This is a genomic window from Streptomyces sp. NPDC046716 (genome assembly GCF_040645755.1).
Lineage (GTDB): Bacteria > Actinomycetota > Actinomycetes > Streptomycetales > Streptomycetaceae > Streptomyces.
In genome coordinates, this window is record NZ_JBEYYU010000082.1 from 1 (window position 1) to 26,639 (window position 26,639).

Annotated in this window: 29 protein-coding genes, 1 tRNA gene and 1 pseudogene; 21 read left to right on the plus strand and 10 right to left on the minus strand. The window is 71.0% G+C overall.

Annotated elements, in window-relative coordinates; all coding sequences use genetic code 11:
* Window positions 1–74 precede the first annotated feature (74 nt).
* Window positions 75–710 carry a uracil phosphoribosyltransferase gene (upp, locus tag ABZ930_RS37330; RefSeq protein ID WP_111667532.1) on the minus strand — a complete coding sequence of 212 codons (636 nt, stop codon included), beginning with the start codon at window positions 708–710 and terminating at the stop codon, window positions 75–77.
* Window positions 711–872: 162 nt separating this feature from the next.
* Between upp and ABZ930_RS37335 the strand changes: the two genes are divergently transcribed.
* The 9 genes from ABZ930_RS37335 to ABZ930_RS37375 all read left to right on the plus strand — a co-directional run bounded on the left by ABZ930_RS37335 (window position 873) and on the right by ABZ930_RS37375 (window position 6,679).
* Entirely contained in the window at window positions 873–1,103 is a 231-nt protein-coding gene (locus ABZ930_RS37335) for a hypothetical protein (RefSeq protein WP_361558568.1), read from the plus strand.
* A gap of 253 nt (window positions 1,104–1,356) precedes the next feature.
* On the plus strand, window positions 1,357–1,920 hold the full coding sequence (locus ABZ930_RS37340; protein ID WP_361558570.1) for a hypothetical protein: 564 nt from the start codon (window positions 1,357–1,359) through the stop codon (window positions 1,918–1,920).
* Window positions 1,921–2,040: 120 nt separating this feature from the next.
* Window positions 2,041–2,499: a tRNA adenosine(34) deaminase TadA gene (gene tadA, locus ABZ930_RS37345; protein WP_361558656.1), complete on the plus strand. Its 459-nt coding sequence runs from the start codon at window positions 2,041–2,043 to the stop codon at window positions 2,497–2,499.
* A gap of 10 nt (window positions 2,500–2,509) precedes the next feature.
* Window positions 2,510–2,597, plus strand: a tRNA-Ser gene (locus ABZ930_RS37350).
* Window positions 2,598–3,040: 443 nt separating this feature from the next.
* Window positions 3,041–3,214 (plus strand): hypothetical protein, encoded by a 174-nt coding sequence (locus tag ABZ930_RS37355; RefSeq protein WP_361558573.1) that lies wholly within the window; start codon window positions 3,041–3,043, stop codon window positions 3,212–3,214.
* A 22-nt stretch (window positions 3,215–3,236) separates the two neighbouring features.
* Window positions 3,237–3,530, plus strand: a complete 294-nt coding sequence (locus ABZ930_RS37360) for a Dabb family protein (RefSeq protein WP_361558576.1) — start codon at window positions 3,237–3,239, stop codon at window positions 3,528–3,530.
* Window positions 3,531–3,712: 182 nt separating this feature from the next.
* Window positions 3,713–4,576, plus strand: a complete 864-nt coding sequence (locus ABZ930_RS37365) for an RNA polymerase sigma factor SigF (protein WP_361558579.1) — start codon at window positions 3,713–3,715, stop codon at window positions 4,574–4,576.
* A gap of 246 nt (window positions 4,577–4,822) precedes the next feature.
* Window positions 4,823–5,737, plus strand: coding sequence for a SigB/SigF/SigG family RNA polymerase sigma factor (locus ABZ930_RS37370; RefSeq protein WP_361558581.1), 915 nt, complete (start codon window positions 4,823–4,825; stop codon window positions 5,735–5,737).
* Between the two features lie 117 nt (window positions 5,738–5,854).
* On the plus strand, window positions 5,855–6,679 hold the full coding sequence (locus tag ABZ930_RS37375) for a hypothetical protein (RefSeq protein WP_361558584.1): 825 nt from the start codon (window positions 5,855–5,857) through the stop codon (window positions 6,677–6,679).
* 15 nt (window positions 6,680–6,694) lie between these two features.
* Here ABZ930_RS37375 and ABZ930_RS37380 read toward each other — a convergent pair whose 3' ends face one another.
* Window positions 6,695–6,907, minus strand: coding sequence for a hypothetical protein (locus ABZ930_RS37380; protein ID WP_361558587.1), 213 nt, complete (start codon window positions 6,905–6,907; stop codon window positions 6,695–6,697).
* Window positions 6,908–7,102: 195 nt separating this feature from the next.
* On the opposite strand from ABZ930_RS37380, the gene ABZ930_RS37385 reads away from it, so the two are divergent.
* The 4 genes from ABZ930_RS37385 to ABZ930_RS37400 all read left to right on the plus strand — a co-directional run bounded on the left by ABZ930_RS37385 (window position 7,103) and on the right by ABZ930_RS37400 (window position 11,698).
* Complete coding sequence (locus ABZ930_RS37385) at window positions 7,103–7,603, plus strand: MarR family transcriptional regulator (protein WP_361558590.1); 501 nt, start codon at window positions 7,103–7,105, stop codon at window positions 7,601–7,603.
* A gap of 20 nt (window positions 7,604–7,623) precedes the next feature.
* Window positions 7,624–10,182, plus strand: coding sequence for an MFS transporter (locus tag ABZ930_RS37390; protein ID WP_361558593.1), 2,559 nt, complete (start codon window positions 7,624–7,626; stop codon window positions 10,180–10,182).
* A 209-nt stretch (window positions 10,183–10,391) separates the two neighbouring features.
* Complete coding sequence (locus tag ABZ930_RS37395; RefSeq protein WP_361558596.1) at window positions 10,392–11,210, plus strand: YceI family protein; 819 nt, start codon at window positions 10,392–10,394, stop codon at window positions 11,208–11,210.
* Between the two features lie 26 nt (window positions 11,211–11,236).
* The gene (locus ABZ930_RS37400; protein ID WP_361558599.1) at window positions 11,237–11,698 is read left to right on the plus strand and encodes a PPOX class F420-dependent oxidoreductase; all 462 of its coding nucleotides are present in this window, start codon (window positions 11,237–11,239) and stop codon (window positions 11,696–11,698) included.
* Here ABZ930_RS37400 and ABZ930_RS37405 read toward each other — a convergent pair.
* Window positions 11,695–12,474, minus strand: coding sequence for a TetR/AcrR family transcriptional regulator (locus ABZ930_RS37405; RefSeq protein WP_361558602.1), 780 nt, complete (start codon window positions 12,472–12,474; stop codon window positions 11,695–11,697). The genes ABZ930_RS37400 and ABZ930_RS37405 overlap by 4 nt on opposite strands.
* An 87-nt stretch (window positions 12,475–12,561) precedes the next feature.
* Window positions 12,562–14,115 (minus strand): MFS transporter, encoded by a 1,554-nt coding sequence (locus ABZ930_RS37410; RefSeq protein ID WP_361558605.1) that lies wholly within the window; start codon window positions 14,113–14,115, stop codon window positions 12,562–12,564.
* 103 nt (window positions 14,116–14,218) lie between these two features.
* On the opposite strand from ABZ930_RS37410, the gene ABZ930_RS37415 reads away from it, so the two are divergent.
* The 4 genes from ABZ930_RS37415 to ABZ930_RS37430 all read left to right on the plus strand — a co-directional run bounded on the left by ABZ930_RS37415 (window position 14,219) and on the right by ABZ930_RS37430 (window position 18,249).
* Window positions 14,219–15,085, plus strand: a complete 867-nt coding sequence (locus ABZ930_RS37415) for an endonuclease/exonuclease/phosphatase family protein (RefSeq protein WP_361558608.1) — start codon at window positions 14,219–14,221, stop codon at window positions 15,083–15,085.
* 258 nt (window positions 15,086–15,343) lie between these two features.
* Entirely contained in the window at window positions 15,344–15,610 is a 267-nt protein-coding gene (locus ABZ930_RS37420) for a protealysin inhibitor emfourin (protein WP_361558611.1), read from the plus strand.
* 69 nt (window positions 15,611–15,679) lie between these two features.
* Complete coding sequence (locus ABZ930_RS37425; protein ID WP_361558614.1) at window positions 15,680–17,011, plus strand: GH1 family beta-glucosidase; 1,332 nt, start codon at window positions 15,680–15,682, stop codon at window positions 17,009–17,011.
* Entirely contained in the window at window positions 17,008–18,249 is a 1,242-nt protein-coding gene (locus ABZ930_RS37430) for an MFS transporter (protein ID WP_361558616.1), read from the plus strand. The genes ABZ930_RS37425 and ABZ930_RS37430 overlap by 4 nt, the downstream gene beginning before the upstream one ends.
* 97 nt (window positions 18,250–18,346) lie before the next feature.
* On the opposite strand, the gene ABZ930_RS37435 is transcribed toward ABZ930_RS37430, so the two are convergent.
* Window positions 18,347–19,201: an NAD(P)-dependent oxidoreductase gene (locus ABZ930_RS37435; RefSeq protein WP_361558659.1), complete on the minus strand. Its 855-nt coding sequence runs from the start codon at window positions 19,199–19,201 to the stop codon at window positions 18,347–18,349.
* A 145-nt stretch (window positions 19,202–19,346) separates the two neighbouring features.
* Here ABZ930_RS37435 and ABZ930_RS37440 point away from each other — a divergent pair, with 145 nt between their 5' ends.
* A complete protein-coding gene (locus ABZ930_RS37440) occupies window positions 19,347–20,180 on the plus strand; it encodes a helix-turn-helix transcriptional regulator (protein ID WP_361558619.1) in 834 nt (277 codons plus the stop codon).
* Here ABZ930_RS37440 and era read toward each other — a convergent pair whose 3' ends face one another.
* Entirely contained in the window at window positions 20,181–21,143 is a 963-nt protein-coding gene (gene era, locus ABZ930_RS37445; RefSeq protein WP_181512724.1) for a GTPase Era, read from the minus strand.
* 137 nt (window positions 21,144–21,280) lie between these two features.
* On the opposite strand from era, the gene ABZ930_RS37450 reads away from it, so the two are divergent.
* Both ABZ930_RS37450 and ABZ930_RS37455 read left to right on the plus strand, forming a co-directional pair.
* The gene (locus ABZ930_RS37450) at window positions 21,281–22,594 is read left to right on the plus strand and encodes an ammonium transporter (protein WP_361558662.1); all 1,314 of its coding nucleotides are present in this window, start codon (window positions 21,281–21,283) and stop codon (window positions 22,592–22,594) included.
* The gene (locus ABZ930_RS37455; RefSeq protein ID WP_353942479.1) at window positions 22,591–22,929 is read left to right on the plus strand and encodes a P-II family nitrogen regulator; all 339 of its coding nucleotides are present in this window, start codon (window positions 22,591–22,593) and stop codon (window positions 22,927–22,929) included. The genes ABZ930_RS37450 and ABZ930_RS37455 overlap by 4 nt, the downstream gene beginning before the upstream one ends.
* A 31-nt stretch (window positions 22,930–22,960) precedes the next feature.
* Here the strand turns inward: ABZ930_RS37455 and ABZ930_RS37460 are convergent.
* Window positions 22,961–23,311 (minus strand): annotated as a pseudogene (locus ABZ930_RS37460) (transglycosylase family protein); the annotation flags it as partial.
* 365 nt (window positions 23,312–23,676) lie between these two features.
* On the minus strand, window positions 23,677–24,030 hold the full coding sequence (locus tag ABZ930_RS37465; protein ID WP_361558623.1) for a cytidine deaminase: 354 nt from the start codon (window positions 24,028–24,030) through the stop codon (window positions 23,677–23,679).
* 120 nt (window positions 24,031–24,150) lie between these two features.
* Here ABZ930_RS37465 and ABZ930_RS37470 point away from each other — a divergent pair, with 120 nt between their 5' ends.
* A complete protein-coding gene (locus tag ABZ930_RS37470) occupies window positions 24,151–25,131 on the plus strand; it encodes an alcohol dehydrogenase catalytic domain-containing protein (RefSeq protein ID WP_361558626.1) in 981 nt (326 codons plus the stop codon).
* Here ABZ930_RS37470 and ABZ930_RS37475 read toward each other — a convergent pair.
* Window positions 25,128–25,409, minus strand: coding sequence for a DUF397 domain-containing protein (locus ABZ930_RS37475; RefSeq protein WP_361558629.1), 282 nt, complete (start codon window positions 25,407–25,409; stop codon window positions 25,128–25,130). The genes ABZ930_RS37470 and ABZ930_RS37475 overlap by 4 nt on opposite strands.
* A gap of 98 nt (window positions 25,410–25,507) precedes the next feature.
* Window positions 25,508–26,407 (minus strand): helix-turn-helix transcriptional regulator, encoded by a 900-nt coding sequence (locus ABZ930_RS37480; protein ID WP_361558632.1) that lies wholly within the window; start codon window positions 26,405–26,407, stop codon window positions 25,508–25,510.
* Between the last annotated feature and the right edge of the window lie 232 nt (window positions 26,408–26,639).

A 26,639-nucleotide genomic window follows, 5' to 3' on the forward strand; every position in this document is an offset into this window, starting at 1 on the left:
GCGGGTGCGGAAGTTCGTCAGCGGGTCCGCTCATGTATCGAGCGGACGCGACTGCGGCTTTGTTCGTGGCTGAACTACTCGGCGGCGCCGTACATACGGTCACCGGCGTCACCGAGGCCCGGCACGATGTAGCCGCTCTCGTTCAGCCGCTCGTCGACCGACGCGGTCACCACGGTCACCGGCGTCCCGGCCAGCTCCCGCTCCATGATCTCGACGCCCTCGGGCGCGGCCAGCAGCACCACGGCGGTGACATCGTCCGCGCCGCGCTTGATGAGCTCCTGGATCGCCGCGACCAGCGTGCCGCCCGTGGCGAGCATCGGGTCCAGCACGTAGACCTGGCGGCCGGAGAGGTCGTCCGGCATCCGCGTGGCGTACGTGGAGGCCTGCAGCGTCTCCTCGTTGCGCACCATGCCGAGGAAGCCCACCTCGGCGGTCGGCAGGAGGCGCACCATGCCGTCGAGCATGCCCAGACCGGCGCGCAGGATCGGCACCACCAGCGGGCGCGGGTACGACAGCTTCACGCCCGTCGTCCGGGAGACCGGGGTGTCGATGTCGACCTGCTCGGTGCGCACGTCCCGGGTCGCCTCGTACGCGAGCAGGGTGACCAGCTCGTCGGCCAGGCGCCGGAAGGTCGGGGAGTCGGTGCGCTTGTCGCGCAGCGTGGTGAGTTTGTGCGCCACCAACGGGTGGTCGACGACGTGGATCCGCATGTCCTCAACAGTAACCGGGCCCCAGACCCACGGCTCCCCCGCGCACCCGCCGGGCACAACCGCCACATGGGGCATCAACAGCACCTCAGGAGGGAACAGGAGGGAAATCGGAGGGTCGGGGACAATGGACAGGACCCGTCGAGTGGGGTGGTGAGGTGGCTCATGCCGGACAGCAAGCGCCGAGCGCGGTCGGCCTCCGCCGGTGACACAGCTGATGACATACCGGCGGCGGAGCGTCCCGAGCCCGAGACGGACGCCGAGCGAAGGCGCCGTCGCGCGGTGTTCCTGCGGGAACTGACCGAGGCACGCGAACTGCGGGCCCGGGTCCAGCCGCGCCGCGCCCGGGCCGCGCGCATGCGCCAGCAGATGCGGATGCGTACGTTCCGCTGGTGACGGCGCGGCACGCCCGGCACCGGGCACCGGCTTCGGGCGGCTCAGCGGTGCCCTTCGGGTGACGCGGCTCACACCGGACACGGGTGTGCGTGGCCTGTGAAGGACGCGACGCCAACACAGCGCGCGGAAGACCTCTCCTGACGGCGTTCTTTCTGCCACGATTCCGAGTGGGCGGGGCTTGAACTGCACTCCCGTCCATCAGAATCCGCCGGGGGGACCCCCGACCGGCACTGAGACCAGTGGGAGAGTCACGGTGTACTTCGCCGCACTGCTCGCGCGCACCGAAGACGGGTGGGAAGCGAGCGACACAGAGCTCGACGACGTGGAGACCCTGTCGGACCTGTCCGACCTGGCCCGCGAAGCGGCCGCCGAGGCCGACGCGGGAGACGACACGGTCCTCGTCTTCATCGAACAGGAGGACGCGTGGTTCGGCGTCGTCCGCGTGGACGGCGAGGACGACCCTCGCATCTACGTCTCGGACGCCGCGGCCGCCGCTCGCAGCAGTTACGGCGAGATCCTGCTCACCGACGAACTGCTCGGCAAGGATCCGGACGCCGACGAACTCGACGCCCTCGACCTGGACGGCACCGAGGACGGCGAGCCGGACCAGGCCGCCGATGACGACGACGGCGACGCGTCGGACGGCGGCGGTGGCCCGGACTCCGAGGCGGTCCCCGCGGGGCCGCTCGGCGACCGGGACATCCTCGCCGACCTCGGCGTCTCCGAGAAGGAACTGCTCGCGCTCGACGGGGCCGACGCCCTGAGCGAGATCGCCGACGCACTGGGCGCCGCGGAGGTCCTCGAAACGGTCCGCTGACCCCGGGGCCCGGCCGCCGGGGTTAGATTCCTCGCCGTGACGCCCCCGGCCCCAGACACCCCCGACATCCCCGACACCCCCGACACCCCCGATCCCGTACGTGATCCGTGGAAGCCCGCCATGCGGCAGGCCCTGGCCGAGGCCGGGCTCGCCGCGGCGGGCGGCGACGTCCCCGTCGGCGCCGTCCTGCTCGCGCCGGACGGCACGACGGTCCTCGCCACCGCGCACAACGAACGCGAGCTGACCGGTGACCCCACCGCCCACGCCGAGGTCCTGGCGATCCGCCGGGCCGCACAACGGCTCGGGGAATGGCGGCTGACCGGCTGCACGCTCGTCGTGACCCTGGAGCCGTGCACCATGTGCGCGGGCACCGCCGTCCAGTCCCGCCTCGACCGCGTCGTCTACGGAGCCCGTGACGACAAGGCCGGGGCGGCCGGCTCCCTGTGGGACGTGCTCCGCGACCGACGCCTCAACCACCGCCCCGAAGTCATCGCCGAGGTCCTCGCCACCGAGTGCGCGGAACCCCTCACGCGCTTCTTCAGGAATACGGATTTCAAACCACGGCCTCCTATGGGCTAGAGTTCCTCTCGGTAGCGTGTCCGAGCGGCCGAAGGAGCTCGCCTCGAAAGCGAGTGTGGCGTAACCCGTCACCGTGGGTTCAAATCCCACCGCTACCGCTGACAACGCCCCTCTTCCCCGGGTCACCGGAGAAGAGGGGCGTTCTGCATGTCCGCACACACGAAGATCCCCGGCTCCTGACCAAGGCGCCGGGGATCTCGTCCCGCTGGGGTCGGGGGAAGCGGTTTCGGGGGGCGAACCGCTTCCCCCGATGAGGACCGACTCCCGTCAGCCCACGCCGCTTCAGGGGGGGAAGACGCGGCGTGAACCCCGCAGTCGGGGTCCGGTCCCTGCCCTTCCGATTCCTGCCAGATCGTCCGGGCTCACCACCTATCCTCCGGCACGCGCACACCGAGAAGGGACGGCAAAGGGCCTGGAACGAAAGGTCGTTGGTCCTTAAAGGTCATGTGAGAGAACGTCACGTTAGACTCGCGCCCGGTAACAGGGGCTCACACTGGCAACACAGAACACCGGGGCACGGGGCAAGGGGAGGCCGGACGCGATGGATCCGAAGAAAATAGGACTCTTCGTGGTGATCGTGTTCGTGCTGTACCTGATCATCACCGACCCCGCCAAGGCAGCGGACTACGTCCAGATAGGGTTCGAGGGCATATCGTCCGCCGCACAGTCCATCGGGGACTTCATGACCTGGGTGGCCAACGGCGGCGGCAACTGAGCCCGGCAGAGGAGCCTCGCCCGTGATCCGCCATCTGGTCCTGTTCAAGCTCAACGACGGCGTCGGCCGTGACGAGCCCCGCGTGGTCAAGGGCGTCGAGGCCTTCCGCGCGCTGGGCGGGCAGATCCCCGAGCTGACGTTCTGGGAGTGCGACTGGAACATCACCGACCGCCCCATCGCGTACGACTTCGCGATCAACTCGGCGGTCGAGGACACCGACGCCCTCAAGCGGTACCTCGAACACCCGGCGCACCAGGCGGGCGTCGCGCAGTGGCGCGAGTTCGCCACGTGGGTGATCGCGGACTACGAGTTCTGACGCTCCCCGCGTCACCTGATCGAGCGGCCCCTCACCTGACCGGTGAGGGGCTTTCTGCTGTCCCGAACCTCTGACTGGCCCATCAACACGTAGTCATGCGGTGCTTGCACACAGTGCACATGTCTTGTGATGCTATGACCGCTTTTGATCGAAGAGTTGACGAAACAGAGGTGGGGTTGACCGTGCCGGCCAGTACTGCGCCTCAAGAAGCACCACACGCGCCGCAAACACCGCAGGCGCCACAGCAGGCATCACAGGCACCGCAGGCGTCGACCGCGAAGTCGCGCGGAGCCGACACCCGGGCCCTCACCCAGGTCCTCTTCGGCCAGCTCAAGAACCTGCTGCCGGGCAGCCCGGAGCACTCACGGGTGCGCGGCGCCCTGATCGAGGCGAACCTGCCGCTGGTGCGCTACGCGGCGGCCCGCTTCCGCAGCCGCAACGAGCCGATGGAGGACGTGGTCCAGGTCGGCACGATCGGACTGATCAACGCCATCGACCGGTTCGACCCGGACCGCGGCGTGCAGTTCCCGACGTTCGCCATGCCGACCGTGGTCGGGGAGATCAAGCGGTACTTCCGCGACAACGTACGGACCGTGCACGTCCCGCGCCGGCTGCACGAGCTCTGGGTACAGGTGAACGCCGCGAGCGAGGACCTGACCACCGCCTTCGGCCGCTCCCCCACCACCGCCGAGATCGCCGAGCGGCTGCGCATCGGCGAGGACGAGGTGCTCGCCTGCATCGAGGCCGGGCGCTCGTACCACGCGACCTCCCTGGAGGCCGCGCAGGAGGGCGACGGGATGCCGGGGCTGCTCGACCGGCTCGGCTACGAGGATCCCGAGCTGGACGGCGTCGAACACCGCGATCTCGTCCGCCACCTGCTCGTCCAGCTGCCCGAGCGCGAGCAGCGGATCCTGCTCCTGCGGTACTACAACAACCTCACCCAGTCGCAGATCAGCGCCGAACTGGGCGTCTCGCAGATGCATGTGTCAAGACTCCTCGCCCGCAGCTTCGCCCGACTTCGATCCGCAAACAGGATCGAGGCGTAGCTGAATCGGGTAGACCGGTTCTGCGGGGATTTCCCGGCGGAAACCCCGCCACCTTCGGCCACACCCCCTGCTAACTGCGCTGATGCGCCCCTTGGTTGTCGACATGTCACTACAGCGTGTTGCCGACATGTGACATTCTGCTGGAACCGCGTTTGGCGCAGCCTCACGTCCGGTATTCAGGTGGAGGCTGCGTTCCTACCTGACGGGAGCGTCCGCCGCGACCGTCCGCGACCTCAAGGGGGTGGCATGTCCGCAGACCAGGGCAGCTCGAAGGTGCTCACGCTCTCGCCCGACACGCCTGTTCCTGTTCCGGCCCAGGCCTCGTCCCCGATCCCTGCCCCGGAGGCCTCCGAGGCGCCGGTCGCACCGGTGGCTCCGATCGCCCCGGTGTCGACAGGGGCCATCGACACCCGCACCCTGTCCCGCTCCCTCTTCCTGCGGCTCGCCTCGCTCGACGAGCACAGCCCGGAGCGGGCCTATGTCCGCGACACCCTCATCGAGTTGAACCTGCCGCTGGTGCGGTACGCGGCGGCCCGCTTCCGCAGCCGCAACGAACCGATGGAGGACATCGTCCAGGTCGGCACCATCGGCCTGATCAAGGCGATCGACCGGTTCGACTGCGAGCGCGGTGTCGAGTTCCCGACCTTCGCGATGCCGACGGTGGTCGGCGAGATCAAGCGGTTCTTCCGGGACACGTCCTGGTCGGTGCGGGTGCCGCGCCGCCTCCAGGAGCTGCGGCTCGCCCTCACCAAGGCCAGCGACGAGCTGGCGCAGAAGTTGGACCGGTCGCCGACCGTGCCCGAACTCGCGGCGGTGCTGGGCGTTTCGGAGGACGACGTCGTCGACGGGCTCGCGGTGGGCAATGCCTACACCGCGTCCTCGCTCGACTCGCCGGCCCCCGAGGACGACGGCGGCGAGGGCTCGCTCGCGGACCGGCTCGGGTACGAGGACACCGCCCTGGAGGGCGTCGAGTACCGGGAGTCGCTCAAGCCGCTGCTGGCCAAGCTGCCGCCCCGCGAGCGCCGGATCATCATGCTCCGCTTCTTCGCGAACATGACGCAGTCGCAGATCGGCGAGGAGGTCGGGATCTCGCAGATGCATGTGTCGCGGCTGCTCACGCGGACGCTGGCGCAGCTGCGAGAGGGCCTGATCGCGGACTGACCGTCGCGGACGGATGTCACGGGGCGGCGACCCGGCCGGGTCGCCGCCCCGACGCCGTGTCCGGGCCGAAGTGCCGCGAGGGTTCCTAATTGACGGACCGTCAGACACACTGGCGCGATGCTGCGGACGTGGGTACGAGGACGTAGAGGCGTCGCCGTCGGGGTCGCATCGGCCGCCGTGGTGGGGCTCGGTGGAGCAGCCACCGTCGCCTTCGGCGGGGACGGCGGGCCCTCCAAGTACGTGGCCGTGGGAGCCGCCGGGGACTCCGCCGCGCCGGGTGACAGCGTCGCGCCCACCGGGAAGGTGGAGCTGGTGCCGCTGGACCCGGACTCCCCGGCCTCCTCCGGGAGCGGACGGCGGGGCGACGGGGACGGCGACGGCGACGGTGACGGCAAGGGGAGCGGTGGCGGAGCTCCCGCCGGGGACTCCTCGCGCGCCGGGTCTCCGGGGTCCGGGAAAGGGGACCCGCGCTCGCCGGGGGCCTCCGGTTCGTCCGGGACGGCGGGTGGCGGTGGCACACAGAGCGGCGGCAAGGGCGGCGGCACGGCCGGCACCCCGTCCGGCTCGGGGTCGGGCTCCGGCTCCGGTACCGGGTCCGGGACACCCGCCGGCGGCGGCACTCCCTCGACCCCCGCGCCCGCGGCCCTCAAGGTGGGCGACCCCGTACTGAAGGACGCCGACGAGCGCTGGTGCCAGGACGTGACCCTGACGCTGCACAACTCCGGCGGCACCGCGGTGCGTTCGGGCACCGTCACCTTCGAGACCCACGTCATCGGGGCGCTCGGCGTCGACTGGGCGACCGTCGAGTCGACAGAAAAACTCCCCGTGCCCATCGGGCCCGGGGAGAAGAAGGAGAAGACGTGGACGGTCTGCGTCGACTCCTGGCGCGTGCCGCTCGGCATGCACGTCGAGACGCGGGACGTCTCCGTGGAGTGGAAGTGAGGACGCGGCCGACCGCTACTTGAGCGCCAGCCAGGCCACCGCCGCCACCACGACGATCGCGACCACGATGCCGACGATCAGTCCCGCGCCGGGACCGGACTTCACCGGTGCCGCCTCCGCACGCGGCGACGGCGTGCCGCCGTCGTCGACGAAAGCGCGGAACATCTGGGTGCTGCCCGCGGGGTCGATGTTGCCTTCGGGGCCCGGGCCCTGGGGGTTGTGTGCCATGGGGCAGGACCCTAGCGAATCGGCGCCACAGGCGCCACAGGTCACCCATAGCCCTCGTGAGCTGCAGCTTTACATCATCCGGCCCGGACGTTTGCCTAGTTTTTAGGGTCGAACGCCCTTTTTAGTTTGCCTGCGGCAACCAACTGCTTCTATGGTTGCTCTAAGCAACAAATAAGGTTTAGGTCAGGAGGTGCTGTGGCCGCACAGCGTCATTACGACGAACTGGCCCGACAGCTCAGCGCCTTCGGCGCCGTCAAGAGGGACATGGCGCGCATCCTGCCCCACGACTGTCCGGCAGGTTCGGCAGCCGTCCTCACTCTCCTCAAGCGCTACGGCGACATGCGGATGAGCAGGATGGCCGAGCTGATGGCCGTCGACATGTCCGTGGCCAGCCGGCACGTGGCCCACACCGCGGACCGCGGCTGGATCGAGCGCCGCCCCGACCCCGCCGACAAGCGCTCCCGGATCCTCACCCTCACCGCCGAGGGGCACGAACAGATGGACGACCTGAACACGCGGACCACACAGTTGCTCGCCGACCGGCTGAGCGACTGGTCCGACGCCGAGGTCGACGAGCTCATCGCCCTGATGACGCGGCTGCGCGACAGCTTCGGGGACTGCCGGACGACGGCGTCCCGGACCCCGCTGCCCCTCGCCGCGCAGGCTTCGACACCGACCACCCGTACACCCGCGTAAGACGTAAGAAAAGGAATCCCATGGCAACATCCACACCGTCCGGTGTGCGGGGCAGCCATGCCGCCAAGCACGGAGGCAATGCCCCCGCCGCCGGCGCCACCATGACGCACCGTCAGATCATGGAGGCGCTGTCCGGGCTGCTGCTCGGCATGTTCGTCGCCATTCTGTCGTCGACGATCGTCACCAACGCTCTGCCCGAGATCGTGGGCGACCTCGGCGGCGGCCAGTCCGCGTACACCTGGGTCGTCACCGCCTCGCTCCTCGCGATGACCGCGACCACGCCCCTGTGGGGCAAGCTCGCCGACATCTTCAGCAAGAAGGCGCTCGTCCAGATAGCCCTGATCGTCTACGTGGGCGGTTCGGTCGTCGCGGGGCTCTCGCAGAGCCCCAGCATGCTGATCGCCTGCCGTGTGGTCCAGGGCATCGGCGTCGGCGGTCTCTCCGCCCTCGCCCAGATCGTGATGGCCGCGATGATCTCCCCGCGCGAGCGGGGCCGTTACTCCGGCTACCTCGGCGCGACCTTCGCCGTCGCCACCGTCGGCGGCCCGCTGCTCGGCGGTGTCATCACCGACACCTCGTGGCTGGGCTGGCGCTGGTGCTTCTACGTCGGTGTGCCGTTCGCGATCATCGCGCTCATCGTGCTCCAGAAGACGCTGAAGCTCCCCACCGTCAAGCGTGACAACGTCAAGGTCGACTGGGCCGGTGCCTTCTTCATCACCGCCGCGGTCTGCACCCTGCTGCTCTGGGTCACCTTCGCCGACGACAAGTACGACTGGCTGTCGTGGCAGACCGGCGCGATGGTGGGCGGCGCGGTCGTGCTCGCCCTGATCTTCATCCTCGTGGAGTCGAAGGCCGCCGAGCCGATCATCCCGCTGCGGCTCTTCCGCAACCGCACCATCACGCTCGCCTCGATCGCCTCGCTCTTCGTGGGTGTCGCGATGTTCGCCGGCACCGTGTTCTTCTCGCAGTACTTCCAGCTGGCGCGCGGCAAGTCGCCGACGATGTCCGGTGTCATGACGATCCCGATGATCGGCGGCCTGTTCATCTCGTCGACCGTCGCGGGCCAGGTCATCACCAAGACCGGCAAGTGGAAGGCGTGGCTGGTCTCCGGCGGCGTCCTCATCACGGCGGGCCTCGGCCTGCTCGGCACGATCCGCTACGACACCCCGTACTGGCACGTCGCCATCTTCATGGCCCTGATGGGTCTCGGCGTCGGCATGACGATGCAGAACCTCGTGCTCTGCACCCAGAACCAGGTCGCCCCGCAGGACATCGGCTCGGCCAGCTCCACGGTCACCTTCTTCCGCTCCCTCGGTGGTGCGATGGGTGTCTCGGCGCTCGGTTCGATCATGTCCACCCGCATCACGCACTACGTCAAGGACGGCCTCGCCGACCTCGGCCCCAAGGGCGCGGCCCTCGGCCACGGCGGTACGGGTGGCGGCGCCATCCCGGACCTGGACAAGCTGCCCGCGCCGCTGCGCACGATCATGGAGAGCGCCTACGGGCACGGCATCGCCGACGTCTTCCTGATCGCCGCGCCGATCGCGCTGGTCGCCCTCATCGCCATGCTGTTCATCAAGGAGGTTCCGCTGCGTACGTCGGGCGGCCTGGACCAGGCCAAGGAGACCGAGGCGGCCGCCGCCGGCGCCCCCGCCGGCCTCACCGCCACCACCCCGGCCGCCGAGCCGGAGAAGGTGCCGAGCCTGGTCGGCGCGGGTGAGCCCGTCGGCGACACGCAGACCCAGCGCCTGGCGGCCGTCGCGTCGTCGGCCTCGGCCGGCACCGTCCCGGCGCAGCCCGGCACGGGCGGCACCCCGGTGCACGGCTTCGTCCGCGGCGCCGAGTCCGCCCCGGTCCCGCGGGCCGCGGTCACGCTGATCTCCCTCGGGGGACGGCAGCTGGGCCGCGCGGTCGCCCAGGGCGACGGCTCGTACACCGTCGACGCCCCCGGCGCCGGTTCCTACGTCCTGATCGCCTCGGCCGACGGCTACCAGCCGCAGGCCTCCACGGTGGTCGTCGGCGAGGACAGCACCGGGAGCGGGACCACGTACGACATCCTGCTCAGCGGCACCAGCGGGCTGAGCGGTGTGGTCAGGGCCGCGGAGACCAAGGCCCCGGTCGTCGGCGCCATGGTCATCGTGACCGATGTCCGCGGCGACGTGCTGGCCACCGGACTCTCCGGCCAGGACGGCGAGTTCACCTTCGCCGAGCTGGTGCCCGGCGCGGTGACCGTGGCCGTGAACGCGGCCGGACACCGTCCGCTCGCCCTGCCCGTCGAGGTCGGCGGCACGGGTGTCACCCGCGTCGAGATCGAGCTGAACTCCGGCTCCCAGGTCCAGGGCACCGTCCGTGCGGCGGGCCGCTCGCTGAACGACGCGCGGGTCACGCTCGTCGACGCCGCGGGCAACGTGGTCGCGACCTCGACCACCGGTGACGACGGCGCGTACGCCTTCACCGACCTGGACGGCGGCGAGTACACGGTCATCGCGACCGGTTACCCGCCGGTGGCCACGCACCTGACCGTGAACGGCAGTGGCGTCGACGGTCACGACATCGAACTCGCCCACCCCGGCGAGTAACTGACTCCGGACGGACACCCGGTGCGGCCCGCGTTTCGAGCGGAGACGTGAGCCGCACCGTCCGTCCGGATGTGGGAAAAGGGCCCCGGACCCGGTGGCGTCGTTAACGGCAGGGGACGGCCGAGACGCTGCGGGCCGGGGCCGTTTCACGTACAGGGCGCACTCAACTCCCTTACGTGTGTGAGAACTTCAGCTAGGAGATGTGGACGATGGGACTCAGCGCGCGGATCCGGACGCGGGACGGGTGGGCTCTGCCGCACGCCGTCGTCACGGTGACCGACATGACGGGTGCGCAGGTGCTGCGTGCCGAGGCGGACGACGAGGGCGCCGTGCACGACGCGGCCGCGCTCACCCCGGGCCCGTACACCGTGATCGTGACCGCCGTCGGGTACAGCCCCGCGGCCTCCACCGCCCTGGTCACGGCGACCGGTCGCGCCGAGGTCGGCACCGTCGTGCTGGCCCGGCAGGGCGGCGCCGAGCTGCCGCCGCCCGGCGCGTGGACGGTCGACCCGGCGCACTCCGCGGTCGCCGCGACCGCCCAGCACCTGGGCATCACCTCCGTGCACGGCCGGTTCACGGACTTCCGGGCGCGGATCGACATCGCGCAGGACGTGGAGAAGTCCCGCGTCGAGGCGGTCATCCGGTCGGCGTCCATCGACACCGGCAACGGGATGCGCGACGGCCACCTGAAGTCCCCCGACTTCCTGGACGTCGAGTCGCACCCCGAGATCACCTACCGGTCGACGGGCCTGACCCCGGCCGGCACCGACCGCTGGACCGTGCACGGCGAGCTGAACCTGCACGGCGTGGTGCGCCAGGTCGACCTCGACCTCAGCTACCTCGGCACCGGCGCCGACCCGTGGGGCGGTACCCGCGCCGCGTTCAAGGCGACGGCCGAGCTGCGCCGCGAGGACTTCGCCATGAACTACAACCAGGTCGTCCAGGCCGGCATCGCGGCGATCGGCGCGACGCTCAAGGTGGAGCTCGACATCCAGGCGGTCCAGGGCGACGCGCTGCCCAGCATGTAGCCCGGAAGATAACTAGGCTCGGTGGCATGGCTCCGAACATCGCGACCAACACCCGGGTGTCCCTGGACGAGCTGCTCGACTTCGTCCGGCCGCGCCACCGTGCCCTCCTCATCACCGCCCGCGCCGACGGCACCCCGCAGGCCTCACCGCTGACCTGCGGGGTCGACGACGCCGGGCGGATCGTCGTCTCCACCTATCCCGAGCGCGCCAAGACCCGTAACGCCAAGCGGAATCCGCGGGTGAGCGTGGTCGTGCTGAGCGACGAGTGGAACGGGCCGTGGGTCCAGATCGACGGCGCGGCCGAGGTCATCGACTCCCCCGACTCGGTCGACGCGCTCGTCGAGTACTTCCGCAACATCTCGGGGGAGCACCCGGACTGGGACGAGTACCGGGAGGCGATGGTGAAGCAGGGCAAGTCCATCATCCGGATCACCCCGGAGAAGTGGGGGCCGGTGGCGACGGGCGGTTTCCCGGCGCGGCTCGGCTAGCTCCGCGTCTCCCGCGTCTCCCGCGTCTCCCGCGCCACCAGCGCCGCGATCCCGGCGATCTGGAGATCGAGCGCCACGTGGAAGTCGAGGTCACGGATCTCCTCGACCGTGCCCCCGGCCTCCACCTGCGCCATCGTCTCCTCGGCGTGCCGCAGCATCTCGGGCTTGTCGGCCGGGGCGGTGAAGGTGGTCATCGTCTGCCGGAAGTACTCGTCCTGCGTCATGCCGACGTCGGCGCACCGCTGCCGGAAGTGGCCCTCGACGGTGCCGTACCCGTAGACGAACTGCATGACGCTGGCGATCGCCCCGCGCTGCGCGCTCATCGGCAGCCCGGTGCCGGCGAAGACGCGCTGCACGGCGGTGGAGAACTCCAGGGAGTTCGGGCCGATGTTGAGGTAGTTGCCGACCAGCGGGGAGATCCACGGGTGGCGCACGAGCAGTGCCCGGTACTCGGTGGCCAGCTTGCGGACCTGCTCGCTCCAGTCGGCGCCGTCGGTGCCCGTGCCGTCGACCCGCGGTTCGCCGAAGGCCCGGTCCAGGGCGAGTTCGAGCAGGTCGTCCTTGGTGTCGACGTACCAGTACACGGACATCGCGGTGACCCCCAGCTCGCCCGCCAGGCGCCGCATGGAGAACTTGGCGAGCCCCTCGGCGTCGAGCAGTTTCACCGTGGCGTCGGTGATCCGCTCGCGGTCCAGGCCGCTGGGCTGCTCGCTGCGCCGACCGCGTCCGGGCTTGCTCTCTTCGAGCCAGACGCTCATCCGCGCTGCCTTCGCCATGGCGCACCTTCCCAGAAGTCGTCGTACCGGGCGGGGCGGACCCCGGGGCTCCCACCCACGGAATCCGCCCGTCCGCCTATGTCGATGCTAGGGCTGTTCAGGGCTTGTTGGGAAAGCGCCCGGGGCCGTCGCCCCTGCTGACTCTGCCCGCTCGGCGCGCCGCAGCAACGCCGCGGCGAGGAGTCCGCCGACGAGGACGGCGACGGCGCCGACCAGCTGGCTGGTCTCCAGGCCCGAGGAGAAGGCGTCCGCGATCCGGGCCTTCTCCCCGGCCGAGTCGGCGGCGGCGAGCGCCGCCGGGAGCGAGGCGGCGGAGACGGCGACCAGCGCCGCGAACCGGGCGTTGAGGACCGCGCCCAGGACGGCGACGCCCAGGCCGTTGCCGAACTCGGCGAGGGTGCCGTTCACGCCCGCGCCCACGCCCGCCTTGGCCGGCGGGATGGCGCTCATGATGGCGTTGGCCATGGCGGGCATGGCGAAGGCGATGCCGACGCCCATGACGACCAGGCCGGCCAGCATGCCGCCGTAGGAGTCCCCGCCGAGCACGGCGATCGCCGCGAGCCCCGCCGCCAGGCAGCTCATGCCGGCCGCGATGGTGACCGGGGTGCCGACCTTGGCGAGGAACTTCGCGCCGACGCCGGTGAGGTTCAGGGCGACGATGGTCAGCGCCAGCGGCGCGGTGCGCAGTCCGGCCTCCAGCGGCCCGTACCCGAGCACGAACTGGAGGTGCTGGGTGAGCAGGAACAGCGAGCCGCCCATGCCGAACGCGACGAGGATCGCCCCGGCGACCGCTCCCGTGAACTTCTGGTTGCGGAAGAAGTGCATGTCCAGCATCGGGTACGGGATGCGCAGCTCCCAGCCCACGAACGCGGCCAGGAAGACGATCCCGATCGCGGCCGAGGTCAGCGTGGTGCCGGAGGTCCAGCCCTGGTCCGGGCCGTTGATGATCGCGTAGACGACCCCGGTCATGCCGATCGTGGAGAGCACCGCGCCGAGCAGGTCGGGCCGGTCGCCCTGCGGGTTCTTCGACTCCGGTACGAGGGTGAGGACGGCGATCAGACCGATCACCGCGACCGGGATGTTGATGAGGAAGATCGCGCCCCACCAGAAGTGGTCCAGCATCACGCCGCCGAGCAGCGGTCCGACGGCGAAGCCCAGCGAGTTGACGGTGGCCCACAGGCCGATCGCCTTCACCCGCTCGGTGTCGTCGAAGATCTGCACGACGACCGCCAGGGTCGTGGTCATCAGCAGCGCGCCGCCGACACCCATCCCCGCCCGCGCCGCGATCAACTGCGCGGTGGAGTCGGCGAGTCCGGCGACCAGCGAACCGACGCCGAACAGCACGAGCCCGGCCGCGAGCATCTTCTTGCGGCCGTAGCGGTCGGCGGTGGAGCCCGCGGTGAGCAGCAGCCCGGACTGGACGAGCGAGTAGGCGCTGATCACCCACTGGATGTCGGACGTCGACGCGTGCAGCTCCCGGGTCAGGGAGGGGATCGCGACGTTCAGGACGGTGTTGTCGAGCAGCACGGTCAGCTGGGCGAGACAGATGACGCCGAGGATGATCCAGCGCTGCGGGTGGCCTCCGGCCGGGGCGGGCTGCTGGGTGTTGCCGCCGGTGTTCTCGGCGGTCGTCGCCGTCATGCGGGCTCCTGTCGTACGGCGGGAAGCGTGGGGCGGTACTGCTGTACACCGTAAAGGGAAACTCTTACGGCGTACAAGTGAGTTTTCGGCATACGGTGCGGCCATGCCGAGACGATCCCGCTCCGCTGCCCGACTGGTCCTTTCCGTAGCCGTGTTGACCCTGCTCGGGACGGCCCCCGCCGTGGCCGCCGAGCGGCACGGGCCACCACCGGTCCCGCTGCGCATCGCCACGTACAACATCCACGCGGGCGCGGGCGCCGACAACGTTTTCGACCTCGACCGGCAGGCGGCCGCGCTGCGCGCCCTGCACGCCGATGTGATCGGCCTCCAGGAGGTCGACGTGCACTGGGGTGCGCGCAGTCAGGACCTGGACGTGGCGGGGGAGCTCGCGCGGCGGCTCGGGATGCGGGTGTCGTTCGCGCCGATCTACAGCCTGGACCCGGTGACCGCGGGGGAGCCGCGGCGGGAGTTCGGGGTCGCCGTGCTGTCCCGGTATCCGATCCGGTCGGCCGTCAACCACGAGATCACCCGGCTGTCGACGCAGGATCCGAACCCGGTGCCGGCGCCCGCGCCCGGCTTCGGCGAGGTGACGCTGAAGGTGCGCGGGGTGCCCGTGCAGGTCTTCGTGACGCACCTGGACTATCGCGCGGATCCGTCGGTACGGGTGGCGCAGGTCGCGGACACCCGGCGCATCATGGCCGCCGAGCGCTCCTCGGTGCGCGGGGCGCGGCAGGTTCTTCTGGGCGACTTCAACGCGACGCCCGACGCGGGCGAACTCTCGCCTCTGTGGCAGGAGTTGCGGGATGCCGGGCCGGTGGGCGGGGTCACGTACCCGGCCGATGTGCCGGTGAAGCGGATCGATTACGTGGCGGTGGGGGCGGGCGTCGACGTACGGACGGCTTCGGTCCCGGCCGAACCCGCGGCATCGGACCATCGACCGGTGGTCGCCGAGGTGGGACTGCGCAGGTAGGTCTTTTCGGGCGCGGCTCTCGTCGCGGCTGGCCGCGCAGTTCCCCGCGCCCCTAGGCAGTTTCCCCCCGCGCGGCCCGGCGGCCGCTTCTCGCGCAGTTCCCCGCGCCCCTGAGGCGTGCGCTGCGCGCAGCCTCCCCTGGACGAGCGAAGCTCGTTTCAGGGGCGCGGGGAACTGCGCGACCAGCCACGACGGTGGCGCGCGTGATGACCTGCGTGAGACGTCCCGCCGGGGCCCGAAGTGGGGTAGACAGAAAGCATGCGTATCCACGTCGCGCGCACCGGCGGCTTCGCCGGCATCGCCCGGCACGCGGAGATCGACACCGCGGGCCGCGCCGACTCCCACGAGTGGCACGACCTGGCCGAGAAGGCGCTGGCCGCCGGCCGGAGCACACCGCCCGTAGGAGTGCCGGACGGATTCAGCTACACCATCACCGTGGACGGGCGGACCGTGTACTGCGCGGACCCCCGGCTCACCGAGGAACAGCGGAGACTGATCAGCCGCGTACTCAAAGAGGGAGCGTAGGAACAGGCGTAACTTCCGCCGCTGTCATGGGCGTTGACTTCGTACCGGCCGGTACGGATGATCGCGCCCATGGCAGCTACCCCGGATGCGCTCCCGACGTTCCCGCCCGGCTTCCTGTGGGGCGTCGCCACGTCCGCCCACCAGATCGAGGGCGCCGTCGCCCAGCGCGGCCCGTCGGTGTGGGACGCCTTCACCGCCGAGCCCGGCCGGGTCAGGGACGGCACGACGGCGGAGACGGCCTGCGACCACGTGGCCCGCTACCGCGAGGACGTGGGTCTCGTCCGCGACTTGGGCGTCGGCGCCTACCGCTTCTCGCTCTCCTGGCCCCGGGTGCTGTCCCCCGGCGGCATCGGCTTCTACGACCGGCTCGTCGACGAGCTGTGCGCGCAAGGGCTCCGTCCCGTGCCGACCCTCTTCCACTGGGACACCCCGCTGGCGGTCGAGGAGGCGGGCGGCTGGCGGTCGCGGGACACGGCGGAGCGGTTCGCCGCGTACACGGCGACGGTCGCGGCCCGGCTCGGCGACCGCGTGGACCGCTGGATCACCCTCAACGAACCGGCGGAGCACACCCTGCTCGGGCATGCGCTGGGTGAGCACGCGCCCGGCCACAAACTGCTCTTCGACGCGCTGCCGGTCGCCCACCACCAGCTCCTCGCGCACGGCCTGGCCGCGCGGGTGCTGCGCGAGCACGGCGCCACGAGCATCGGCATCGCCAACTCGCACGGCCCGACCTGGCCCGCCTCGCAGGACCCGGCCGACCTCGAGGCGGCCGACCTGTACGACATCCTCCTGAACCGGCTGTTCTCCGATCCGCTGATCCTGGGCCGCTACCCGGACGGGTTCGCCGAGGCGATGCCGGGCGGGGACGTGGCGGGCGACCTGAGGACGATCTCCGAGGGCACGCTCGACTGGTACGGGGTGAACTACTACCAGCCGACGAAGGTGGGCGCGCCCGGCACCGCCGACGTGGAGTTCTCCGGTCTCACCCTGCCCGCCGAACTCCCCTTCTCCGTAAGGGAGATCGAGGGACATCCGCGGACCGACTTCGACTGGCCGGTGGTCCCCGACGCCTTCGCCGAACTCCTCACCGGACTGCGCGAGCGCTACGGCGACCGGCTGCCGCCGCTCGTCGTCACCGAGAACGGCTGCGCGTACGACGGCCTCGACGACCAGGAGCGCATCGCCTTCCTGGACGGGCATCTGCGGGCGCTGCACCGCTCGATCGAGGCCGGCGTGGACGTGCGCGGCTACTTCGTGTGGTCGCTGATGGACAACTTCGAGTGGGCCGAGGGCTTCACGAAGCGGTTCGGTCTCGTCCATGTCGACTACGCGACGCAGAGGCGCACCCCGAAGGCCTCGTACGCATGGCTGCGGGACCAGTTGCGGCGGCAGCGGGGATGACCGACCCGGCGCTCGCGGAACCGTCCGAGCAGGTCGGCCGCGGCTGGACGGCGGCGCTCTCGCTGGCCAACGGCGCGATCTGGGTGGGCTGGTACGGGCCGTTGCAGATCCTGCTCGCCCGGCAGGCCGAACAGTTCGCTCCCGGCACCGGCCTGTCGAAGGAGTCGCTGTTGGCCTGGGTGACCGGGGTCGGCGCGGTGGTGTCGCTGGCCGCCAACCCGGTCTTCGGCGCGCTGTCGGACCGTACGGTGTCGCGGTTCGGGCGGCGCACGCCCTGGATCGTGGCGGGCGCGGCGGGCGGCGCGCTGTCGCTGCTGCTGCTCGGCGCCGCGGACGCCGTGTGGGTGCTGTTCGCCGGGTGGTGCCTGGTGCAGCTGACGCTGAACGCGGCGTTCGCGGCGGTGACGGCCGCCGTGCCCGACCGGGTGCCGCGGCTCCAGCGCGGCTCCGTGGGCGGGTGGCTCGGCGCCGCGCAGATCCTCGGGGTGGTCGCCGGGACGGGGCTCGCGACGGTCGCGGGCGGGGTGCGGGCCGGGTATGTGGCGTGCGCCGTGTTCACGGTGGTGGGCGTGGTGCCGTACGTGGTGCGGTACGCGGATCTGCGGCTCGGTGCCGAGGCGCGGCCGGCGTGGTCCTGGCGGCGGTTCGCGGCCGGGTTCTGGCTGAGTCCGCGCCGGTATCCGGATCTGGGGTGGGCCTGGCTGACCCGGTTCCTGATCAACCTCGGCAACGCGCTGGTGCTGCTGTACCTCTTCTACTATCTGCGCGATCGACTCCACTACACCGATCCGGACTCCGGGGTGCTGATCCTGACCGCCGTGAACGGGGTGACGCTGCTCGGCACCGTCGTCGTCGGCGGGGCCTGGTCGGACCGGGTGGGGCGGCGCAAGCCGTTCGTGCTGTGGTCGGGCGTGCTGATGGCTGTCGCGACCGGGGTGCTGGCGTTCTGGCAGACGTGGCCGGGGGCCGTGGTCGCCGCCGCCGTGCTCGGGGTCGGGTTCGGGGTGTTCACCTCGGTCGACTTCGCGCTGATGACGGATGTGCTGCCCGCCGCGCTGGACCGGGGCAAGGACCTCGGCGTCATCAACATCGCCAACTCCCTGCCCCAGGTCGCCGCCCCGGCCGTCGCCGCGCCACTGGTGAACCAGTTGGGCGGGTACCGGGTGCTGTATCTGGTGGCGGCGGGGGTGGGCCTGACCGGGGCGCTGCTGGTCCGCCGGATCAAAGGGGTGGCCTGACCTCCGCCCCGCCCCCGCCTTGGGCAATCTGCCGCCAAGGGCGGCAGGGTGGGCAAGGCGGCACCCCGGCGCCGGGCAGGCGCTCAGGGGGCCTCCGCTACAGCGCCCCGGCGTCCAGTGCCGTCCAGACCGACGGGAACACCGGGCGGTAGCCCAGTTCCCGGCGGATGCGTGTCGTCGACATCACCGCGTGCCAGGGATCCGGGGTCTCCTTCTCGTAGGACTCGGGCGGGATCGCCACCCCGCCCAGCTGAAGGATGTCCACCGTCGTCACGGGCGCGTCGTCCGCGATGTTGTAGACGCCGGAGGCCCCGTCCGCGTACAGCAGCCGCCGCAGCCCCTGCGCCACATCGGCGTGATGCCCCATGTGCAGCCGCTGCATCGCGGGCCACGCCGGCGCCCACTCGATCGCGGTGTCGAGGTGCGGATCCCCGTCCCCGTACACGAACGGCAGCCGCGCGATCCGCAGGTCGTCGAGGCCCTCCAGCGCGCCCAGCGCCCGCTCGGCCTCCCACTTCGACTCGGGGTAGACGCCCCAGAGGTGCCCGCCCGGCACCGTCTCGTCCGTCTCGACGAGCGGCCTGCCCCGCCCGGCCCCGTACACGATCCCCGTACTGACCTGCACGAACCGCCGCACCCCCGAGGCCACCGCGGCCCGCCCCAGCTCGATCGCCGCGTCCCGGTTCACGGCCCGCGCCTCCTCGTCCGGCACCCCGCGGAACGCCGCGGCGACGTTCACCACCGCGTCCACCCCGGCCGTCGCCTTCCCCAGGACGTCGGCGTCCCGCAGATCGCCGATCACCACCTCGGCGCCCAGCTCGGCGAACCGCTCGCCGCGCGCCTCGTCCCGGACGAGGACCCGCACCCGGTCGCCCTGCGGAGCGCCCTGCAGCAGCCGCGGCACGAACCGCCGTCCGACCTGTCCCGTCGCTCCGGTCACCAACGTCAGCATGGCCGCCTCCTCGATATCGCTGTCACGAGCCATGCCTGAAGCCTGCGTCCGGTGCGCGCCCGGCGGGAGAGACGCGGTTATCCAGGGAGCGGCACTCCCTGGATGTGCGCTGGATACGAGCGCGGGCCCGCGCGATGCTGGAGAGGTGAACCGAGCCGAACTCGCCGACTTCCTGCGCCGCGCCCGCACCCGCCTCAGCCCCTCCGACGTGGGCCTCGCCGAGGGCGCCCGGCGGCGCACGCCGGGCCTGCGCCGCGAGGAGGTGGCGCAACTCGCCGGGATGTCAGCGGACTACTACACGCGCCTGGAGCAGCGCCGCGGCTCGCACCCCTCGCGGCAGATGCTCACCGCGCTGGCCCGCGCCCTGCGGCTCACCGACGCGGAGCGCGACCACCTGTTCCATCTGGCGGGCGAGGAGCCGCCCCGGCCCGGCACCTCGTCGGGCCACGTCCGCCCGGGGCTGCTGATGATCCTGGACCGGCTGCACGATCTGCCGGCCGCGGTGCTCAGCGACTGGGGTGAGAGCCTGGCGCAGAACACGATGTCGGTCGCGCTGACCGGCGACCTGACCGGGGTGAACCTGATCCGGCGCTGGTTCGCGCAGCCGGAGACCCGGGCGCTGTTCCCGCCCGAGAACCACGAGAAGCACGCCCGCGCCCACGTGGCGAGCCTGCGCGCGGTCGCCGCGGCCCGCCCCGACGATCCGGGGCCCACCGCGCTGGTGGCCGAACTGCGTGCAGCGTCAAGGGAGTTCGAGGAACTGTGGCAGTCCCACGAGGTCGTGGTGCGCCGCCCGTCGCCGAAGACCTTCCTGCACCCGGTGGTCGGCGCGCTCGACCTGGACTGCGAGGTGCTGCTCAGCGACGGGCACGGCCAGCAGCTCGTGGTGCACTCGGCGCGGCCGGGCACGGACACGTACGAGCGTCTGGAGCTGCTGCGGGTGATCGGGCTCCAGGATCTGAGCCCCGCCTCCGGCTGATCAGAAGCCGAGCTTGCGGAGCTGGCGCGGGTCGCGCTGCCAGTCCTTGGCGACCTTGACGTGCAGGTCGAGATAGACCGGCGTACCGAGCAGCGCCTCGATCTGCTTGCGGGACTTGATGCCGACGTCCTTCAGGCGCTTGCCCTTGGGGCCGATGATGATGCCCTTCTGGCTGGGGCGCTCGATGTAGACGAAGGCGTGGATGTCGAGGAGCGGCTTGTCGGCGGGGCGGTCCTCGCGCGGCAGCATCTCCTCGACGACGACGGCGATGGAGTGCGGCAGCTCGTCGCGGACGCCCTCCAGGGCGGCCTCGCGGATCAGCTCCGCGACCATGACCTGCTCGGGCTCGTCGGTGAGGTCGCCCTCGGGGTAGAGCGCGGGGCCCTCGGGGAGGAGGGGGACGATCAGGTCGGCGAGGAGGCCGACCTGCTTGTCGCCGACCGCCGAGACCGGGATGATCTCGGCCCACTGGAAGCCGAGCTCCTTGCCGAGCTGGTCGATGGCGATGAGCTGCTCGGCGAGCTGCTTGCTGTCGACGAGGTCGGTCTTGGTGACGATCGCGATCTTCGGCGTCTTCTTGATCGACGCGAGTTCCTTGGCGATGAAACGGTCGCCGGGGCCCAGCTTCTCGTTCGCCGGGAGGCAGAAGCCGATGACGTCGACCTCGGCCCACGTGGTGCGCACCACGTCGTTGAGCCGCTCGCCCAGCAGCGTGCGGGGCTTGTGCAGTCCGGGGGTGTCCACCAGGATCAGCTGCGCGTCGTCGCGGTGCACGATGCCGCGCACGGTGTGCCGCGTGGTCTGCGGCTGGTCGGCGGTGATCGCCACCTTCTTGCCGACCAGAGCGTTCGTGAGGGTGGACTTGCCCGCGTTGGGGCGGCCGACGAAGCAGGCGAAACCTGCGCGGTGGACGGCTTCCCCGGAGGGCTGGGACTGCTGGGTACGAGCGCTCATGGCGCCCATTCTCCCTGATGTCCGGGGGCCCGCAGTACGGTGAGCTCCCGGTAACCCCTCGGCAACACGAAACACTGCGGAAACGCCGGGGTAGGGATTCGGAAACGCGGGCCCGTGACGCTGTCCCGATGACCGCGACGACCGTCATGACCGCATCGCCACTGGCCGCCCCCGCCCTCGATTCCGGTGACACCGCCTGGCTGCTCGCCGCCACCGCGCTCGTCCTGCTGATGACACCGGGCCTCGCCCTGTTCTACGGCGGCATGGTCCGCACGAAGTCCGTCCTCAACATGCTGATGATGAGCTTCGTGTCGATCGCGCTGGTGACGGTGGTGTGGCTGGTCGCGGGCTATTCGCTCGCCTTCGGCGACGACGCGTTCGGCGGGCTCATCGGTGATCTGTCGCACGCCGGGATGGCGGGCATCGGCCCGGACTCGGTCACCGGCACGGTCCCCACCTTCCTCTTCACCACCTTCCAGCTGACCTTCGCGATCATCACGGCGGCGCTGATCAGCGGCGCGGTCGCGGACCGCACGCGGTTCGGGGCGTGGCTGGTCTTCGTACCGGTGTGGGCGCTGCTCGTATACGTCCCCGTCGCGCACTGGGTCTGGGGCCCGGACGGCTGGATCGCGAACCGGCTCGGCACCCTCGACTTCGCGGGCGGCCTGGTCGTCGAGATCGCCTCGGGCGCGTCGGGGCTCGCCCTGTGTCTCGTGCTCGGCCCGCGCATCGGGTTCAAGAAGGACGCCATGCGCCCGCACAACCTGCCGATGGTGATCATGGGCGCGGGGCTGCTCTGGTTCGGCTGGCTCGGCTTCAACGGCGGTTCGGCGCTCGGCGCGAACGGGATCGCCGCGGCCTCCCTCTTCAACACCCTGATCGCGGGCTGCACGGGCCTGCTGGGCTGGCTGTTCGTGGAGCAGAAGCGGGACGGGCACCCGACGACGTTCGGCGCGGCCTCGGGTGCGGTGGCCGGCCTCGTCGCGATCACGCCGGCCTGCGGGGTCGTCGGCGTGCTGGGCGCGGCCGTGGTCGGTCTCGCGGCGGGAGTCGTCTGCTCGTACGCCGTCGCCTGGAAGTTCCGGTTCCACTACGACGACTCGCTGGACGTGGTGGGCGTGCACTTCGTCGGGGGTGTGGTGGGCACGCTGCTGATCGGCCTGTTCGCGACGTCGGCGATGACCGGCTCGACGGCGAAGGAGGGCCTGTTCTACGGCGGCGGGTTCGGACAGCTCGGCAAGCAGGCGCTCGCCGTGCTGGTCGTGGCCGCGTACACCTTCCTCGTCACGTACGGGATCGGGAAGGTCATCGACCGGCTGCTCGGCTTCCGGGCCGAGGCCGAGGAGGAGATGACGGGCCTGGATCAGACGACGCACGCGGAGAGTGCGTACGATCACGGCGTCCTCAGTGCCTCCACGCACCCCTCGCACGCTCCCGCTGCCCGAAAGGTCGCGCCATGAAGCTGATCACCGCGGTCGTCAAGCCGTACCGCCTCGACGAGGTCAAGACGGCGCTGCAAGAGGTGGGTGTCCAGGGTCTGACGGTGACCGAGGCCAGTGGGTACGGGCGGCAGCGCGGGCACACCGAGGTGTACCGGGGCGCCGAGTACCAGGTCGATCTGGTGCCGAAGGTGCGGATCGAGGTCGTCGTCGCGGACGAGGACGCGGAGCCCGCGATGGATGCCATCGTGCGGGCCGCCCGGACGGGGAAGATCGGCGACGGCAAGGTCTGGGCCGTGCCCGTCGACACCGTGGTGCGGGTGCGGACGGGCGAACGGGGCCCCGACGCCGTCTGAGTTGTCGAGCTTTCGCTCTTCTTTACAGGCTGACGCCGCAGTTCGGCCAGGCGCCCGCACCCTGGTCCGCGAGGACCTTCTGGGCGACGGTGATCTGCTCGGCCTTCGACGCCTGGTGGGCGTTGGCGGCGTACTGGGTGCCGCCGTACGCGGCCCAGGTGGACGAGGTGAACTGCAGGCCGCCGGAGAAGCCGTTGCCGGTGTTGGCGGACCAGTTGCCGCCGGACTCGCACTGCGCGACGGCGTCCCAGCCGGCCGAGGAGGTCGCCGCGGAGGCGGAACCGGTACCGGCGATCACCATGGCGCCGGAGGCGCCGACGAGGGCGGTGCCGACGGCGAGGGCACGGACACGGGACGAGGTCTTGCGGGCAAGGGAGAACACGTAGAAAAACCTTTGTTCGGGGTCGGGGACCGCCCGGCGCTTCCCTGGAGCGGGAGCTGCGAAACGCATCGGCGTCGGGCAACTGCTCCACCATGACCGGCGTGTCCGGGTTTGCCCCATGAGGCGAAAGTCCCTCGGCCGGGACTTTGGTCCTTCTTTCGCCCCGCGCCGCCCGGGGTCGCCCGCCCCGGGCCGAACCGCCCCGGCCCTTGCCCCGCACGGCTCGTACGGCCTGCGTGAACGACAGCGCGGGCCGGGACCAAAGTCCCGGCCCGCGGCCGACGTGAGCGTCTTCACTCCCCCACGGCGGAAGCCGCTCTATTACTGGGCGAGCGGGTTTTCCTGTGACCCACGCCTCGCGCGGGTCAGCCGGCCTCGACGGTCGCGCGGACCGTTCCGTCGGCCGCGGCGAGGAACACCGGGGTGCCGCTGCCGCCCAGATCGCGCACGGCCGCGATATCCGCCTCCTCCAGGGCCTCCGCCGCGGAGACCACGGCCGCCGCCTCCAGGGACTGGGCGCCGGAGGCCACGGCCATGGCGACGGCGGTCCGCAGCGCGCTCAGCTTCAGGGAGTCCAGGGCGACGGTGCCCGCGACATAGGTGCGCCCGGTCTCGTCGCGCACGGCGGCGCCCTCGGGCACACCGTTGCGGGCCCGTGCGGAGCGGGCCAGGGTGACGATCTTGCGGTCCTCGGCGCCGAGGTCGGTGCTGTCAGTCATGGGGTGAGCATAAGGAGGCGGCTCGCGGCGGCTCGCACTGGCTCGATGGACACTGTAGATAACTAACCAGTTCGTACATTAGTCTTGGGATCCCCGAGGCACCCACCCGCAGGAGCCCGCATGAAGGCCGTCGTCCTCACCGCACCCCGCCGCCTCGCCGTCGTCGACGATCTGCCGGAGCCGGTGCCCGGCCCCGGCGATGTCGTCGTCGCGCTCGAAGGACTCGGCGTCTGCGGTTCCGACCTCTCCGTCCACGAGGGCCATCGCGCCGTCCCCGCCACGCCCTGGGTCGTCGGGCACGAGGCGTTCGGCCGGATCGTGGCGACCGGCTCCGCCGTCACCGGGCACGCCGTGGGCCGCCGCGTCGTCGTCGAGCCGAACTACGCGTGCCTGGACTGCCCGGACTGCCGTCGCGGGCTGACCTCGGCGTGCCCGCACCGGGCGATCGTGGGCATGAACGCGCCGGGGCTGCTCGCCGAGCGCTTCACGGTGCCGGCCGCCTTCGCGCACGTCGTCCCGGAGGACCTGGACGTGCGGGAGCTGGCCGCGTTCGAGCCGTACGTGGTGGCGCGCACGGCGGTCAAGCGCAGCGGGATCGCCAAGGGCGAGCGGGCCCTGGTGCTCGGCGCCGGGGCGCAGGGCCTCCTGGTCAGCCAGTCGCTGCTGGCCCTCGGCGCCGAGCCGGTCGTCGTCGAACTCCATCCCGAGCGCCTCGCCCGCGCGGTCGCCCTCGGCGCCACCGCGGCGGCCGCCGGCGACGGCGACTTCCTCCGGCTCTACGAGACGACGGGCGCCGCTCCGGCCCTGGCGGCGGCCCTCCCCCGCCTCGCCCCGGGCGCCACGCTCACCCTGATCGGCCTCACTCCGTCGCCGCTGCCGCTGACCATGGAACAGGTGGTACGCGGGCAGCTCACGGTCCAGGGCTCCCTGATCTACGACCACCCGCACGACTTCCGGGCGGCCCTGGACGACGTCATCGCGGACCGCGTCCGCCCCTCGGTCTCCCTGACCACGCAGTACGCCTTCACCGACGCGCCCCGCGCGTTCGCGCAGGCGCGGGGGCAGGCGGGGAAGACGTGGATCGCGGGGCCGGGGATCTAGGACGTGGCCCGCCGTCGGGCGTCCGGATCACCGTCGCCGGACAGGGAATGAAGGAAGGAGTCCCAGGCGGCCGGGGTCACGGTGACGATTCGACCGCGTCGGCGCTTGGAATCCCGGACACACACCTCGGTACCGGTACGGGCGACCTCGACGCAGTTTCCGCCGCCCGATGTACTCGCACTGCTCTTACGCCACGTCCGTGACCCGCCCACCTGCGACCTCCCCCGGTTGCGGACACACCAGCCGGGGTGTCCCGCACGTCGGCTGTGGGGACACACGACAGCCCGCCCATCATAGTGGTGAAGACCATCTGATCGGGCATGGCAATTCGCGCCAACTTGCCTTCACTCAAGGCAAGTTGGCACCTTCGCGCACCTCAGGAAGGCTCGCGCTGCAACAGCACCTCCAGATCGTCGCCCCCTTCGGCGACCCGCTCCGCGAGACGGCGCAGCACCACTTCGACGCCGTCCTTGATGGCCAGGTCCTCAAGCTCCCAGAACCGCTCCAGGTACTGCCTCGCCTCCACCGGGTCGGTCGCGGCGGTGGTGGTCCCCCGGGAGTCCTCGAGGAACAGGGCGTCCTCCATGACCTCGTCCCGGAACTCGAACAGCGTGAACGGGCCGAGGATGCCGGGATGGGCGCCGACACTGAAGGGAAGGATCAGAAGGTTGATGTTGGGGCGCTCGGCCAGGTCCGCGAGGTGCTCCAATTGCGCCCGCATCACGCCCTTGCCGCCTGCCACCCGGCGCACCACGGACTCGTCCAGGATGAAGAAGAACTCGCACCCCTGGACGTCCTCCAGCACCTCTTGGCGAGCGAGCCGCGCCTCGACGTAGCGCTCGATCTGCTCCTCGGGCGAGTCCTTGTCGTACGAGCCGAAGACGGCCCTCATGTACTCCTCGGTCTGCAGCAGACCGGGGATGGTCAGTGAACCGAACTGGCGGTTGATCGAGGCGGCCGACTCCAGCGCCAGGAACTGCATGAAGTCCTTGCTGAACATGTCCCGGTACTCGGAGAACGGCATCCGCCGACTCCCCCGGGCCATGGTCAGCAGCTCTTCCACCTTGCGCCGGTCGGAAATGTTGTACGCCGCAGCCAGTGGACGCAGGTCATTGATCGAGATCCCCACCTCACCGGCTTCGATCCGGATCAGCTTGGAGGGGCTCCACTCCATCTTCTCGGCGACCTGCCGCTGCGTCAGGCCGGCCGCGATCCGCGCTTTGCGCAGCTCGGTACGGAGTCGCAGCCGGAGGAGCGCCGCACTCGTCTGTGTCATGGCTGCTTCACCCCCAAGCGCATCCACCTATGTGCAACGTAGCAGATATACAGATTACTCATCGAGACCCTCATGGTTGCGACGTTTCCGAGTGACTTACACACGGGGTGTGTGCGCCGCACACCAGGGCTGAAACCCTCGCCCGCGCGCGCGACGTCCACACCTTACCCCTCAATCTGCTACCTAGCAGAATGGAACCCGTCGGATCGTAGGATCCGTTCGTCGTACCAGC

Coding starts and splice junctions, on each gene's coding strand:
- upp (WP_111667532.1), bottom strand. CDS start 710: ATGCGGATCCACGTCGTCGACCACCCGTTGGTGGCGCACAAACTCACC.
- ABZ930_RS37335 (WP_361558568.1), top strand. CDS start 873: ATGCCGGACAGCAAGCGCCGAGCGCGGTCGGCCTCCGCCGGTGACACA.
- tadA (WP_361558656.1), top strand. CDS start 2,041: ATGCGGCAGGCCCTGGCCGAGGCCGGGCTCGCCGCGGCGGGCGGCGAC.
- ABZ930_RS37355 (WP_361558573.1), top strand. CDS start 3,041: ATGGATCCGAAGAAAATAGGACTCTTCGTGGTGATCGTGTTCGTGCTG.
- ABZ930_RS37370 (WP_361558581.1), top strand. CDS start 4,823: ATGTCCGCAGACCAGGGCAGCTCGAAGGTGCTCACGCTCTCGCCCGAC.
- ABZ930_RS37375 (WP_361558584.1), top strand. CDS start 5,855: ATGCTGCGGACGTGGGTACGAGGACGTAGAGGCGTCGCCGTCGGGGTC.
- ABZ930_RS37380 (WP_361558587.1), bottom strand. CDS start 6,907: ATGGCACACAACCCCCAGGGCCCGGGCCCCGAAGGCAACATCGACCCC.
- ABZ930_RS37390 (WP_361558593.1), top strand. CDS start 7,624: ATGGCAACATCCACACCGTCCGGTGTGCGGGGCAGCCATGCCGCCAAG.
- ABZ930_RS37395 (WP_361558596.1), top strand. CDS start 10,392: ATGGGACTCAGCGCGCGGATCCGGACGCGGGACGGGTGGGCTCTGCCG.
- ABZ930_RS37400 (WP_361558599.1), top strand. CDS start 11,237: ATGGCTCCGAACATCGCGACCAACACCCGGGTGTCCCTGGACGAGCTG.
- ABZ930_RS37405 (WP_361558602.1), bottom strand. CDS start 12,474: ATGGCGAAGGCAGCGCGGATGAGCGTCTGGCTCGAAGAGAGCAAGCCC.
- ABZ930_RS37410 (WP_361558605.1), bottom strand. CDS start 14,115: ATGACGGCGACGACCGCCGAGAACACCGGCGGCAACACCCAGCAGCCC.
- ABZ930_RS37415 (WP_361558608.1), top strand. CDS start 14,219: ATGCCGAGACGATCCCGCTCCGCTGCCCGACTGGTCCTTTCCGTAGCC.
- ABZ930_RS37420 (WP_361558611.1), top strand. CDS start 15,344: ATGCGTATCCACGTCGCGCGCACCGGCGGCTTCGCCGGCATCGCCCGG.
- ABZ930_RS37425 (WP_361558614.1), top strand. CDS start 15,680: ATGGCAGCTACCCCGGATGCGCTCCCGACGTTCCCGCCCGGCTTCCTG.
- ABZ930_RS37430 (WP_361558616.1), top strand. CDS start 17,008: ATGACCGACCCGGCGCTCGCGGAACCGTCCGAGCAGGTCGGCCGCGGC.
- ABZ930_RS37435 (WP_361558659.1), bottom strand. CDS start 19,201: ATGCTGACGTTGGTGACCGGAGCGACGGGACAGGTCGGACGGCGGTTC.
- era (WP_181512724.1), bottom strand. CDS start 21,143: ATGGGCGCCATGAGCGCTCGTACCCAGCAGTCCCAGCCCTCCGGGGAA.
- ABZ930_RS37450 (WP_361558662.1), top strand. CDS start 21,281: ATGACCGCATCGCCACTGGCCGCCCCCGCCCTCGATTCCGGTGACACC.
- ABZ930_RS37455 (WP_353942479.1), top strand. CDS start 22,591: ATGAAGCTGATCACCGCGGTCGTCAAGCCGTACCGCCTCGACGAGGTC.
- ABZ930_RS37465 (WP_361558623.1), bottom strand. CDS start 24,030: ATGACTGACAGCACCGACCTCGGCGCCGAGGACCGCAAGATCGTCACC.
- ABZ930_RS37470 (WP_361558626.1), top strand. CDS start 24,151: ATGAAGGCCGTCGTCCTCACCGCACCCCGCCGCCTCGCCGTCGTCGAC.
- ABZ930_RS37480 (WP_361558632.1), bottom strand. CDS start 26,407: ATGACACAGACGAGTGCGGCGCTCCTCCGGCTGCGACTCCGTACCGAG.